Raw genomic sequence first — 11,917 nt, 5'->3', positions numbered from 1 at the left:
GCTATCTATTTTCGGGTTGTGGGGCTCCCACTCAATCACGGGGGGGGGCCCCGGCCCACCCCCGGGGTGGCCGGCCGGGGACCGGCGGCCGCCCCCCCCCCCTTCTCCGGCTGTGAGACGGTGGGGCGGCTCAGCCCTCCTTGGGCTCCTCGCCGGTCTCGCGGCGCTTGAGCTCCTCCTCGCGGCGGCGCAGATCGGCCTCCCAGTCCTTGAGGAGCTGCTCGTCGTCCTTGGCCTTCTCGTCCTTGAGGGACTTGAGGAACTCGGGGTTGTCGTCGGGCGCGACCCATGTCCCGCCAGGGGCGCCGGCGGCGGCGCCGCCCGCCGGGGCGTGCCGCACCTTGCCCGCCACCAGCCAGGCGACCGGACCGACCAACACCTCGCCGAAGAGCAGGATGATGAGCACCCACACCACCTTCGGCAGCCCCCGCACCTCTTCCTCCGGGGTGTTCAGGCAGTCGATGAACGCGTAGATCCACAGCGCCAGGACCAGCAGGAACGGCAGATACCTGAGCATGGTGGCGGGTTCTCCCAGAAGACGGCGACAGGGCGTGAGGCCGCCCCGGTGACGGGGTCAGGGTAGCCGGTGGCCGATACTTGGACACATGGCTTACGACGATCTTCGTTCCCTGCTCAGGGCACTGGAGCGCGAAGGCGACCTCAAGCGCGTGAAGGCAGAGGTCGATCCGTATCTGGAGGTCGGGGAGATCGTCGACCGGGTCCAGAAGTCCGGCGGCCCCGCTCTCCTCTTCGAGAACGTGAAGGGGTCGAGCATGCCCCTCGCGATGAACGTGTTCGGCACCGACCGGCGGCTGCTGAAGGCGCTCGGCCTGAAGTCGTACGGCGAGATCAGCGAGAAGATCGGCGGCCTGCTGCGGCCCGAACTGCCGCACGGGTTCGTGGGCGTGCGCGAGGCGTTCGGCAAGCTCGGCGCGATGGCGCACGTACCGCCGAGGAAGGTGAAGGACGCGCCGGTGCAGGAAGTCGTCCTGCACGGCGACGAGGTGGACCTCGAGCAGCTGCCCGCCCTCTTCACCTGGCCGCAGGACGGCGGCTCCTTCTTCAACCTCGGCCTGACCCACACCAAGGACCCGGAGTCCGGGATCCGCAACCTCGGGCTGTACCGCCTCCAGCGCCACGACAAGCGCACGATCGGCATGCACTGGCAGATCCACAAGGACAGCCGCAACCACTACCAGGTGGCGGCGAGGAGGGGCGAGCGGCTGCCGGTCGCCATCGCCTTCGGCTGCCCGCCGGCCGTGACGTACGCCTCCACCGCCCCGCTCCCCGGTGACATCGACGAGTACCTGTTCGCCGGGTTCCTCGCGGGCAAGCGGATCGAGATGGTCGACTGCAAGACGGTCCCGCTGCAGGTGCCCGCGCAGGCCGAGGTCGTCCTGGAGGGGTGGCTGGAGCCCGGCGAGATGCTGCCGGAGGGCCCCTTCGGCGACCACACCGGCTTCTACACCCCGCAGGAGCCCTTCCCGGCGCTGACGATCGACTGCGTGACGATGCGCAGGCGCCCGCTGCTCCAGTCGATCGTCGTCGGCCGTCCGCCGACGGAGGACGGTCCGCTGGGCCGGGCGACGGAGCGTTTCTTCCTTCCCCTGCTGAAGATCATCGTCCCGGACATCGTGGACTACCACCTCCCCGAGGCGGGCGGCTTCCACAACTGCGCCATCGTCTCGATCGACAAGAAGTACCCCAAGCACGCGCAGAAGGTCATGCACGCGATCTGGGGCGCCCACATGATGTCCCTGACCAAGCTGATCGTGGTCGTCGACTCCGACTGCGACGTCCACGACCTGCACGAGGTCGCCTGGCGGGCCCTCGGCAACACGGACTACGCCCGTGACCTCACGGTCGTCGAAGGCCCCGTCGACCACCTCGACCACTCCTCCTACCAGCAGTTCTGGGGCGGCAAGGCGGGCATCGACGCGACGAAGAAGTGGCCGGAGGAGGGGTACACGCGGGACGGCGGCTGGCCCGACATGGTGCTCCCCGACCCCGACACGGCGGCGAAGGTCGACCGCCGCTGGAAGGAGTACGGCCTGTGAGCTCCGCCTCCGCAGCCCTCCCGCAGCCGGGACGCACCAAGGCCTTCCTGCGGCTGGTGATGATCGAGCACTCGGTCTTCGCGCTGCCCTTCGCCTATATCGCCGCCCTGACGGCGATGTTCCAGCAGGACAGGAACATCCACTGGGGGCGGCTGCTCCTGGTCACCATCTGCATGGTCGGCCTGCGCACCTTCGCCATGGCGGTCAACCGGATCATCGACCGGGAGATCGACGCGAGGAACCCGCGCACCGCCCACCGCGAGCTGGTCACCGGCGCGATGTCGGTGAAGCACGCGTGGACGGGCGCCCTGATCGCGGTCGCGATCTTCCTGGGCTCGGCGGCGATGCTCAACCCGCTGTGCCTGGCCCTGGCGCCGGTGGCGGTCATCCCCATGGTCGTCTACCCCTACGGCAAACGCTTCACGAACTTCCCCCAGGCCATCCTGGGCCTGGCCCAGGCCATGGGTCCGGTCGGCGGCTGGCTGGCGATCACCGGCGAGTGGTCCTGGGAGGCGGTCATCCTCGGTCTCGCCGTCGGCATCTGGATCGGCGGCTTCGACCTCATCTACGCCTGCCAGGACGTCGAGACCGACCGCGAGATCGGCGTCATGTCGGTCCCGGCCCGCTTCGGCATCCCGGCGGCGATCTGGGCGGCGCGGGTCTGCCACGCCGTCACGACGGCCCTGTTCGTCTGGTACGCGGCGGCCACCGGCGCCGGCGCCTTCTTCTGGCTCGGGCTGCTGATCGTCGCGGGCGCGTTCGTCTACGAGCACTCGATCGTGCGACCTCATGATCTGTCCCGGCTGAACAGGGCGTTCTTCTCGACGAACGGTTTCATCGGCATCAGCCTGTTCGTCTGCGCCCTCGTCGACCTGCTGGTGCGCGGCCTCACGGTGTAGTGCCGGTCCTGAGTACCCCCACGTTCGCCGGTACGCTCAAGGTGTGAACGCAGGAGAAACGCAGCGCGTGCCTTGGATCGTGGGGGTGTCCGGGGCGTCCGGTACGCCGTATGCCGCCGCTGTGCTGCGGGCGCTGCTCGCCGGGGGCGAGAGCGTCGACCTGGTGGTCAGCCGGGCCTCGCGGCTCACGCTGCTCGACGAGACCGGGATCTCCTTCCGGGACGCGCACTGGCGGGACGACCTGCGGGAATGGCTCGCACGGGGGGCCGACGGCAAGCCGGGCACCTTCGACGTGGACCTCGACGGCGACCGGGTGCGGTACTGGGCCGCCGGGGATCTGGCGGCGGGGCCGTCCTCCGGGTCGTATCCCGCCAAGGGCATGCTGATCGTCCCGGCCTCGACCGCCTGCGTCGCCGGTGTCGCCCTCGGGCTGTCGAAGGACCTGCTCCAGCGGACCGCGAGCGTGACGCTCAAGGAGCGGCGCAGGCTCGTGGTCGCCGTACGGGAGACACCGCTGAACGGCCAGACCCTCCGGCACCTCGTCGCGCTCGACGACGCCGGCGCGAGCGTCGTGCCCGCCTCGCCCGCCTTCTACGCGGGCGCCACCCACATCCAGGACCTGGTCGACTTCGTCGCCGGACGGGTGCTCGACGCGGCGGGGGTCGCGCACGGGCTGTACCGCCGGTGGGAGGGCGAGCTGGGCGGCACGAACGGAACCCGGGCCACGTGAGCGCCATCTGAGTACGTCGCAGTACCTCTCATCTCTTCAAGAACTTTGATCGGAAGGCTTCGATTCGCATGGACGCGGTGGACAGGCAGCTCATCCAGGCCCTGCGGGAGAACGGCCGGGCCTCCTACGCGGAGCTGGGGCGCCTCGTCGGCCTGTCGGGACCCAGCGTCACCGACCGCATCAACCGGCTGGAGGCGGCCGGAGTCATCACCGGCTACCGCGCCACGGTGAACGCCGCCTCGCTGGGCCTCGGCGTCACCGCCCTCATCGGCATCTCCCTCTCCGACGCCGCCGACCACGAGGAGGTGGCGAACCGGCTGAAGGACTTCAGCGAGATCGAGGACTGCTGGTTCATCGCCGGCGACGACTCGTTCATGCTCAAGGTGCGGGCGAACGACGTGGACGGGCTGGAGAAGATCATCCGGCGGCTCAGCGGGACCAAGGGCGTCTCCCGGACCCGTACCACCATCGTGCTCTCCACCAAGTGGGAGAACCGGGTCGGGGACCTTCCCGACGAAGTCTGAGCGTACGGTTGGTCAGTCGTTGTCGTAGAAAGGTTGAACCCCATGGACGTCGGGCTCAAGCGCGAGCTGGAGCAGAAGGTCAGGGCCGGTGAGCGGCTGACCCGTGAGGACGGCATCGCGCTGTACGAGTCGGACGACCTGGCCTGGCTGGGCGGGCTCGCGCACGAGGTGCGGACGCGGAAGAACGGCGACGTCGTCCACTTCAACGTCAACCGCCACCTCAACATGACCAACGTGTGCACGGCCTCCTGCGCGTACTGCTCCTTCCAGCGCAAGCCGGGGGAGAAGGACGCGTACACGATGCGCATCGAGGAGGCCGTCAAGCTCGCCAAGGCGATGGAGAGCGAGAACCTCACGGAACTCCACATCGTCAACGGCCTGCACCCGAACCTCCCCTGGCGGTACTACCCGCGTTCGCTGCGCGAGCTGAAGGCCGCCCTGCCGAACGTCTCCCTGAAGGCGTTCACGGCGACGGAGATCCACCACTTCGAGACGATCAGCGGTCTGTCGGCGTCGGAGATCCTCGACGAGCTCATCGACGCCGGCCTGGAGTCGCTGACCGGCGGTGGCGCCGAGATCTTCGACTGGGAGGTCCGCCAGCACATCGTGGACCACCGCACCCACTGGGAGGACTGGTCCCGCATCCACCGCCTCGCGCACGAGAAGGGGCTCAAGACCCCGTGCACGATGCTCTACGGCCACATCGAGGAGCCGCGGCACCGGGTGGACCACGTCCTGCGCCTGCGCGAGCTCCAGGACGAGACCGGTGGCTTCCAGGTCTTCATCCCGCTGCGCTACCAGCACGACTTCGTGGACATGAAGGACGGGAAGGTACGCAACCGGCTCCAGGCGCGGACGCAGATGGCGACCGGTGCGGAGGCGCTGAAGACCTTCGCGGTGTCGAGGCTGCTGTTCGACAACGTCCCGCACGTCAAGGTCTTCTGGGTCATGCACGGCGTCCAGACCGCCCAACTGGCCCTCCAGCACGGCGCCGACGACATGGACGGCTCGGTCGTCGAGTACAAGATCACTCACGACGCGGACAACTACGGCACGCCGAACAAGCTGACGCGTGAGGATCTGCTGGACCTGATCAGGGACGCGGGCTTCCGGCCGGTGGAGCGGAACACCCGGTACGAGATCATCCGGGAGTACGACGGTCCGGACGCGGCGCGGAGGGAGTCGCCGCAGCCGATGCGGGTTTGATCTTGGCTGCGGGTCGTGGGGGGCTGGTCGCGCAGTTCCCCGCGCCCCTGGGTTGGGTTACTCGCCCGGGGTTACTCGGTGGCCGTGAGTTCCCGCACGAGCGCACCTGAGGATCAGTACACCGCCGAGCCCTTCCTGCCTGAGCGGCGGACCCTCACCGGGTTGCGCGAGGCAGCGGCGAGCTGCCGGGGTTGCCCCCTGCACCGGGACGCCACGCAGACCGTGTTCGGTGCGGGCAACGCACACGCCCGGGTCATGCTCGTCGGTGAGCAGCCCGGTGATCAGGAGGACCGGCAGGGGAAACCCTTCGTCGGCCCCGCGGGGAAGCTGCTCGACCGGGCACTCGCGGAGGCCGGGATCGACCCCGGCGACGCGTACGTCACCAACGCCGTCAAGCACTTCAAGTTCACCCAGTCCGAGCCCCGTAAGCGGCGGATCCACAAGGCGCCCAGCCTGAGGGAGACGGCCGCCTGCGGGCCGTGGCTCGCCGCCGAGCTGGCGGTCGTCGAGCCCGAGCTGATCGTGGTGCTGGGGGCGACCGCGGGCAAGGCGCTGCTGGGGTCGTCGTTCCGGGTGACCGAGGTGCGCGGGACGGTTCTGGAGGAGGAGATCCACGGGCGTCGGGAGCGGCTCGTGCCGACCGTCCACCCGTCGTCCGTCCTGCGCGCCGACGACCGCGAGGCCGCCTACCGGGGGCTGGTCGAGGATCTGAAAGTGGCGGCACGAGTACTTTCGTAAGTCGTACGATGCTGGAGTGGCCCTTACTTTCACTCTCGATCCGGCTGTCACCCCCGCCCTCCGTGACGGCGTTCTCGACCTCTGGACCGATGTCTCCAACGCCGGGGGAGCCGTCGGCTTCGTGCCGCCCGTGACGCGTGACGAGGTCCGGCCCGACCTGGTCACGCACCTCGCGGCGATGGCCGAGGGGCGGCATCGGCTGCTCGTCGGACAGGACGGGGCGGGGGAGGTGGCCGCGTCCGCCTTCTTCTCCTTCAACACACACCGGCTGCAGAAGCACTGGGTGTGGCTGTACACGGTGATGGTCCACCCGCGGCACCAGGGCAAGGGGTACGGCCGTGACCTGCTGGCGGCGGCCGCCGACGCGGCCCGGGGATTCGACGGCATAGACGCCGTACGGCTCGGCTGCCGGGGCGGACTCGGCCTGGAGCGCTTCTACGCCTCCTGCGGCTACAAGGAGGTCGGCAGGGTGCCCGCCGCCATCCGGGTCGCGCCCGGCGACGACCGCGACGACATCACGATGCTGCTGTCGCTGACGTGAGGCCGCGGGGGCGGCTGCAAGATCGGCATCCCGGCGTGCTTCACTGGACGACGGCCCCTTTTGGAAACGGAAGAGTGGATTGACATGCTCCGCTACACACTGATGCGCCTCGGCGTCTTCGCCGGCTGCCTCGTGGTCGTCTGGGGCCTGGTCTACTCGGGCGTGCTGCCGCGCGGCCTGGGCGACTCCAACGGCATGTGGATCATCCTGCTCGCGCTGGTGGTCTCCGCGCCGATCAGCTTCGTCGTCCTGCGCAAGGAGCGCGACCGCGCCTCGGTGAGCGTCGTGCAGCGGGTGGACCGGATGAAGGCCAACCTGGAGGCCAACCGCTCCCAGGAGGACGAGGCGGTCGACTCCGCCCACGCCCAGGGCGAGGCCGCCCAGGCGCAGAGTCAGGCCACCTGACGGAGTTCACTCAGGCCTGGTCCAACTAGGCTTGCCCCATGGGTGCCGTGAAGACCAAGCGGATGCCGCGTGCGGTCCGTGAGCAGCAGATGCTGGACGCCGCCGTGGAGATCTTCGGGCAGCGGGGGTACATGGCCGCGTCCATGGACGAGATCGCCGAACTGGCGGGCGTGTCGAAGCCGTTGGTGTACCTGTACCTGAACTCCAAGGAAGACCTCTTCACCGCCTGCATCCGCCGGGAGGCGCGGGCGCTGGTGGACGCGGTGCGCTCCGGTGTCCGTACCGACCTGCCGGCCGACCGTCAGCTCTGGGACGGCCTGCTGGCGTTCTTCGCGCACACCGCGGCCCACCCGCACGCGTGGTCCGTGGTGCATCTCCAGGCCCGTACCCACGGCGAGACGTTCGCCGCGGAGGCGGCCGCGATGCGCGAGGAGATCGTCGCGTTCGTCACCCATCTGATCGCCGTCGCCGCCAGAGAGGCCCACCGCGATCCCGACCTCCCCGAACGCGAGGTCGCCGGCCTCGCCGAGGCTCTCGTAGGCGCCGCCGAGTCCCTCGCCGCCTGGGCCAACGCCACCGAAGGCATCACAGCCCGCCAGTCGGCGGCAACCCTGATGAACTTCGCCTGGGCGGGCCTGGGCAACCTGATGGAGGGCCACAACTGGACCCCACCGGCCTGAGGCCCCGCCCCGCGCGGAAGCCGCCCGCCTGACAGCGCAGGCCGCCCGGGCCGCCCCACCTGCCTCACGGCGCAGGCCGCCCGGGCCGCCCTGCCTGTCTGAGTACTCGGACCGCCCGGGCGCCCCGTCCGTCCGGGGGTTGAGGGCGCTCGACCGCCTTGCCTGCCTGGAGGCCCGGGCCGCCTCGCCTGCCTGTTGGCTTGGGCCGCCCAGGCGCCCCGTCCGCTAGGGGATTCAGGGTGCTCAGGCCGCCTCGCCGGCCTGGGGGCTCGGGCCGCCTCGCCAGCCTGGATACCCGGGCTGCTCAGGCCGCCCGCCCGCTTGAGGACCCGGACCGCCCCGCCCGTCCGTCGGCTCAGGCCGCCCCCCACCGCCGTAGTGCCGGGGCCACTCGTTGGTAGCCCATTCGGTAGAGCTTGCGGGCGCCGTGGGCCGCGACTCGGCGGACGGCTCGGCCCGTGCGGCCGGAAGCGGTGGTCGGTGTGGCGAGTGGGCGGCCCTTCTCGTCGAGGCCGTGGCGTTCCAGGAGGGGGCCGAGGTAGGCGCCCGCCGAGCTCGGGGTGTAGTACGGCCGCATGGGCGGGAGGGGGCCGGCGGTGCGCAGGTGGGTCAGGCGGGCGCGGGCCGCGGCGTACGGGTCGGTCTTGCCGATGCCCTGTGCGGCCGCCCACTCAGGCAGGGGCCGCGGCAGGGCACCGGCGTCGAGGTCGTCCCAGGAGGCGAGGCAGCCGGAGTGCAGGAAGTAGTGGTTGCCGTGGGCCTCGCGGACGCCGAGGTCGGTGAGGATCGCGGTCGGGATGCCCCGGTGCATGGACTCCAGGGCCGCCGTGGAGCTGACCGTCACCAGCAGGTCGGTGCGGTCGAGGACCTCGGCCATGTTGCCGTAGACCAGCTTGAGGTTGGCGGGGGCCGGCTCCGGCAGTTCCTCGACGAGGAGCTGGTACGGGTCGGCCTCGACGTGGGTGGTCTGCTCGCCGGGCAGGCTGCGCAGCTTGATCAGCACCTCCCGCTCGGGATGGCGCCGGGCGTGCCGGGCGGCCCGCCCGAGCAGATGCAGCCGTGCCTCCCGGTCCTTGGGCACGGACGGCTGCACGGCGAAGGTGAGCGTGAACGGCCGGTCCCTGGACGGCCGATGGGGTTCGCCCCCGAGGAACGGCAGCGCGCACTCCACGACCGAGGCCGGGTCCACGCCGACGGAGTCGAAGGCGCGGGCGAACCGGTCGGCGTCGTAGGCGGAGTTGGCGAGGACGACGTCGGTGCCGGCGCGGGTCATCAGACCGTCGACCATCTTCTCGTAGACGACCCCGACGTAGCCGCTGACGGTCACCGGCCGCCGCTCTCGCCCCTCCCAGGCCAGACCCAGCGCGTGGGTGAGCGCCAGGACCGTGCCGCCCGAGACGGCCAGGACGACCACGTCGACGGCGGCCAGCTCCTCGTCGTCGACCAGGTCGGAGGTGGACAGGACGCGCCGGGTGTCCGGCACGATCCCCACCTCGGCGAGCTGCCGCTCGGTCGGGGTGGAGCGGCCGCGCAGGAAGACGGCGTCGAGGGCGTGGGAGGGGGCGAGCTCCCGGGCCACCGAGGCGCCCCATTTCCACCGGGTGTCCGAGTCCGCGACCACGGCGATCCGTCTGGAGGCGGGTGAGAAGAGGGAAGCGGGAGAGGTGACAGACATGGCTCAGGGGCCTTCCTGGCGGGGTGCGCGGGGGTGCGCCGAGGCTAGGAAGGGCGTCTGAGGGCGGCATGAGGGGTTTCTGAACGTCGGCTGGGACGGCTGGGTGTCGCCTATGAGTGTCCTGACAAGGGCCCGGTGAGGAGGGGGAGTTGCCCACGGGGAGCCATTTCCGGTCACCGACTGTTCGCCGGAAGTTCATGCGTCCCGGTCGTCGGTCCTCAAGGAGCGAGCCGGTCCACCCGCCCGCTCACATGGAGCCGGGACGAGGCCTCCCCGACCCCGCGCAGCTCGAACCGTATCCCGTCCGAGCCGAACGCCACCGTACCCGGCAGCAGCACCGGCGCCCGGAACTCCGCCCGGACCCGTACGGCCGGCGGGGTGCCGTGGGCGGCGAGGCAGCGGGCGACGGTCCACATGCCGTGGGCGATGGCGCGGGGGAAGCCGAAGAGGCGGGCGGTGAGCGGGTGGAGGTGGATGGGGTTGCGGTCGCCGGAGGCGGCCCCGTAGCGGCGGCCCACGTCGGCGCCGAGCCGCCACTCGTCGAGGACCGGCAGCGGTGCCGGCTCCGGTTCCCCCGGTGCCGAGGAGGCGGGGGAGGCGGGGGAGGCATCCGTGCGGTGCCGGGCCAGATAGGTGCTCGTGGACTCCCACACCACCTCCCCGGCCTCCTTGAGTTCGGTGACCACGAACGCCTCCGTGCCGCGCCGGTGCGGGGCCAACCGGTCGACGCGCACGGCGAGTTCGTACAGCCCGCCCGCCGCGAGCGCCCGGTGCCGGGTGATCTCGATCGACGTGTGGACCAGGCCGAGCAGCGGGAGCGGGAAGTCGCCCCGGCTCATGATGTCCATGGCCGGGGGGAAGCCCAGGACGTGCGGATAGGTGACCGGCAGGGAGTCCTCGCCGGTGGGGAAGCCGCAGACCCGCTCGTAGGCGGCCAGCCGGGTGAGGTCGACCCGCAGGTCCCCGAGCGTGAGCCGGCGGCCGGCGAAGGCGACGCCGGGGCGGGGGTGCTTGAAGGGGGAGCGCAGCGCCCCGCGGGCGAGCGAGAGCCCCAGGGAGGTCGTGGCCATCACGCCCCCAGCAGACTCTGGCCGCACACCCGTACGACCTGCCCGTTGACCGCCCCGGACGCGGGGTGCGCGAGCCAGGCGGTCGTCTCGGCGACGTCGGCCGGCAGCCCTCCTTGCGCGAGGGAGTTCATCCGGCGGCCCGCCTCACGGATGAAGAGCGGCACGGCGGCCGTCATCTTCGTCTCGATGAAGCCGGGCGCGACCGCGTTCACCGTGACCCCGTGCGCGTCGAGCGCGCGCGGCGCGAGGGCCCGGACCAGCCCGGCCACGCCCGCTTTGCTCGCGCCGTAGTTCGTCTGCCCCGCGTTGCCCGCGAGCCCGGCGATGGAGGCGGTCGCCACGATCCGCCCGCCCGGCCGCAGGGTGCCCTTGGCGAGCAGCGCGTCGGTGGTGCGCAGCACGCTCCCGAGGTTGACGTCGAGGACGGAACTCCAGCGGTCGGCGGGCATGTTGACCAGCCGCCGGTCCCGGGTGATCCCCGCGTTGTGGATCAACACGTCGAGTCCGTCGGGGAGTTCGGCGGCGATCCGCTCGCCCGCGTCGGCGGCCGTGATGTCGAGCGCGAGGGCCCGCCCGCCCAGCCGCTCGGCGACCCGGCGGGCGTCCGTTTCGGCCTGCGGCACATCGAGTACGACGACATGGGCGCCGTCCCTGGCCAGGGTCTCGGCGACCGCCTCGCCGATACCGCGCGCGGCGCCGGTGACGAGGGCGGTGCGGCCGGTGAGGGGGGCGGTGCGGCCGGTGAGGGGGCGGTCTTCGAAGTCGTACGCGTCCTGCTGTCCGGCGCCCACCTCGATCACCTGCCCGCTGACGTAGGCCGACTTGGGGGAGAGCAGGAAGCGCAACGTCGACTCGGCGGCGCTCGCGTCGGTGAGCCGTACGAGGTTCACGGTCCGGCCGCGCCCGATCTCCTTGCCGAGCGAGCGCGTGAACCCCTCCAGGGCCTGCTGCACGGCCGCCCGGTGGTGGTCGTCCGCGTCCAGGGGCGAGCCCAGCACCACGATCCGGCCGCTCGCCGCGACCGACGGCACGACCGGATGCAGGGCCGCGTGCACCTCGGCGAGGGTGTCGACGTCCCGGACGCCGGTCGCGTCCAGGACGACGGCGGCGGGGTCCGCGGCGCCGAGGGGGAGGCCGGTGCGGGAGAGGACCGGCGCAAGATCGACAGCGAGGGACTTACCCGCCGTAAGGTGAAGCAGGTTGCCTGTGAGACAGGGCTGTTCGGGTGACCAGCGCCGGAGCACCGCGGGTTGCGGGAGGCCGAGCCGTCGGGTGAGGAAGCGACCGGGTGCGGTGGCGGTGAAACCCAGATAGCGGTCGGCCATGTTCGTCTCGTCTCCCACGGGCGCGGCATCAACGGGAATTGCTTACTCCGGAGTAAGGTTACCGGGG

General features: G+C 71.2%; 13 protein-coding genes. 9 read left to right on the top strand and 4 right to left on the bottom strand.

The features are described from left to right. Positions 1 to 130: 130 nt before the first annotated feature. Positions 131 to 517, bottom strand: coding sequence for a PLD nuclease N-terminal domain-containing protein (locus tag ACIRF9_RS43820; protein WP_403834594.1), 387 nt, complete (start codon positions 515 to 517; stop codon positions 131 to 133). Positions 518 to 605: 88 nt separating this feature from the next. On the opposite strand from ACIRF9_RS43820, the gene ACIRF9_RS43815 reads away from it, so the two are divergent. From ACIRF9_RS43815 to ACIRF9_RS43775, 9 genes are all read left to right on the top strand, one after another. Beyond that, positions 606 to 2,057: a menaquinone biosynthesis decarboxylase gene (locus tag ACIRF9_RS43815; RefSeq protein ID WP_403834593.1), complete on the top strand. Its 1,452-nt coding sequence runs from the start codon at positions 606 to 608 to the stop codon at positions 2,055 to 2,057. After that, positions 2,054 to 2,956 carry a menaquinone biosynthesis prenyltransferase MqnP gene (gene mqnP, locus ACIRF9_RS43810; protein WP_403834590.1) on the top strand — a complete coding sequence of 301 codons (903 nt, stop codon included), beginning with the start codon at positions 2,054 to 2,056 and terminating at the stop codon, positions 2,954 to 2,956. The genes ACIRF9_RS43815 and mqnP overlap by 4 nt, the downstream gene beginning before the upstream one ends. Positions 2,957 to 3,023: 67 nt before the next feature. Further along, positions 3,024 to 3,686 (top strand): UbiX family flavin prenyltransferase, encoded by a 663-nt coding sequence (locus ACIRF9_RS43805; RefSeq protein WP_403834588.1) that lies wholly within the window; start codon positions 3,024 to 3,026, stop codon positions 3,684 to 3,686. Between the two features lie 68 nt (positions 3,687 to 3,754). Next, the gene (locus ACIRF9_RS43800) at positions 3,755 to 4,210 is read left to right on the top strand and encodes an Lrp/AsnC family transcriptional regulator (RefSeq protein WP_403834586.1); all 456 of its coding nucleotides are present in this window, start codon (positions 3,755 to 3,757) and stop codon (positions 4,208 to 4,210) included. A gap of 42 nt (positions 4,211 to 4,252) precedes the next feature. Next, positions 4,253 to 5,416, top strand: coding sequence for an aminofutalosine synthase MqnE (gene mqnE, locus ACIRF9_RS43795; RefSeq protein ID WP_403834584.1), 1,164 nt, complete (start codon positions 4,253 to 4,255; stop codon positions 5,414 to 5,416). A gap of 84 nt (positions 5,417 to 5,500) precedes the next feature. Beyond that, on the top strand, positions 5,501 to 6,154 hold the full coding sequence (locus tag ACIRF9_RS43790) for a UdgX family uracil-DNA binding protein (protein WP_403834581.1): 654 nt from the start codon (positions 5,501 to 5,503) through the stop codon (positions 6,152 to 6,154). Between the two features lie 16 nt (positions 6,155 to 6,170). Then, positions 6,171 to 6,695: a GNAT family N-acetyltransferase gene (locus ACIRF9_RS43785; RefSeq protein WP_403834578.1), complete on the top strand. Its 525-nt coding sequence runs from the start codon at positions 6,171 to 6,173 to the stop codon at positions 6,693 to 6,695. An 84-nt stretch (positions 6,696 to 6,779) separates the two neighbouring features. Then, complete coding sequence (locus ACIRF9_RS43780) at positions 6,780 to 7,100, top strand: DUF4229 domain-containing protein (RefSeq protein WP_403834575.1); 321 nt, start codon at positions 6,780 to 6,782, stop codon at positions 7,098 to 7,100. Positions 7,101 to 7,138: 38 nt separating this feature from the next. Beyond that, positions 7,139 to 7,780: a TetR/AcrR family transcriptional regulator gene (locus tag ACIRF9_RS43775; protein ID WP_403834573.1), complete on the top strand. Its 642-nt coding sequence runs from the start codon at positions 7,139 to 7,141 to the stop codon at positions 7,778 to 7,780. A 355-nt stretch (positions 7,781 to 8,135) separates the two neighbouring features. Here the strand turns inward: ACIRF9_RS43775 and ACIRF9_RS43770 are convergent, their stop codons facing one another. The 3 genes from ACIRF9_RS43770 to ACIRF9_RS43760 all read right to left on the bottom strand — a co-directional run bounded on the left by ACIRF9_RS43770 (position 8,136) and on the right by ACIRF9_RS43760 (position 11,850). Beyond that, the gene (locus ACIRF9_RS43770; RefSeq protein WP_403834571.1) at positions 8,136 to 9,455 is read right to left on the bottom strand and encodes a DUF6716 putative glycosyltransferase; all 1,320 of its coding nucleotides are present in this window, start codon (positions 9,453 to 9,455) and stop codon (positions 8,136 to 8,138) included. A 218-nt stretch (positions 9,456 to 9,673) separates the two neighbouring features. Then, positions 9,674 to 10,525, bottom strand: coding sequence for a MaoC family dehydratase (locus tag ACIRF9_RS43765; protein WP_403834569.1), 852 nt, complete (start codon positions 10,523 to 10,525; stop codon positions 9,674 to 9,676). After that, on the bottom strand, positions 10,525 to 11,850 hold the full coding sequence (locus ACIRF9_RS43760; protein ID WP_403834611.1) for a 3-oxoacyl-ACP reductase: 1,326 nt from the start codon (positions 11,848 to 11,850) through the stop codon (positions 10,525 to 10,527). Before ACIRF9_RS43760 ends, ACIRF9_RS43765 begins: the two co-directional genes overlap by 1 nt. Between the last annotated feature and the right edge of the window lie 67 nt (positions 11,851 to 11,917).

The organism is Streptomyces sp. NPDC096132, assembly GCF_044763345.1.
Taxonomy (GTDB): Bacteria; Actinomycetota; Actinomycetes; order Streptomycetales; family Streptomycetaceae; genus Streptomyces.
Note: the sequence above shows the minus strand (reverse complement) of the source record. Positions and strands in the feature narration are given on the sequence as shown.

Bases quoted from the DNA above. Each gene is read 5' to 3' on its own strand.
- ACIRF9_RS43820 (WP_403834594.1), bottom strand. From the start codon at position 517: ATGCTCAGGTATCTGCCGTTCCTGCTGGTCCTGGCGCTGTGGATCTAC.
- ACIRF9_RS43815 (WP_403834593.1), top strand. From the start codon at position 606: ATGGCTTACGACGATCTTCGTTCCCTGCTCAGGGCACTGGAGCGCGAA.
- ACIRF9_RS43800 (WP_403834586.1), top strand. From the start codon at position 3,755: ATGGACGCGGTGGACAGGCAGCTCATCCAGGCCCTGCGGGAGAACGGC.
- mqnE (WP_403834584.1), top strand. From the start codon at position 4,253: ATGGACGTCGGGCTCAAGCGCGAGCTGGAGCAGAAGGTCAGGGCCGGT.
- ACIRF9_RS43780 (WP_403834575.1), top strand. From the start codon at position 6,780: ATGCTCCGCTACACACTGATGCGCCTCGGCGTCTTCGCCGGCTGCCTC.
- ACIRF9_RS43775 (WP_403834573.1), top strand. From the start codon at position 7,139: ATGGGTGCCGTGAAGACCAAGCGGATGCCGCGTGCGGTCCGTGAGCAG.
- ACIRF9_RS43770 (WP_403834571.1), bottom strand. From the start codon at position 9,455: ATGTCTGTCACCTCTCCCGCTTCCCTCTTCTCACCCGCCTCCAGACGG.
- ACIRF9_RS43765 (WP_403834569.1), bottom strand. From the start codon at position 10,525: ATGGCCACGACCTCCCTGGGGCTCTCGCTCGCCCGCGGGGCGCTGCGC.
- ACIRF9_RS43760 (WP_403834611.1), bottom strand. From the start codon at position 11,850: ATGGCCGACCGCTATCTGGGTTTCACCGCCACCGCACCCGGTCGCTTC.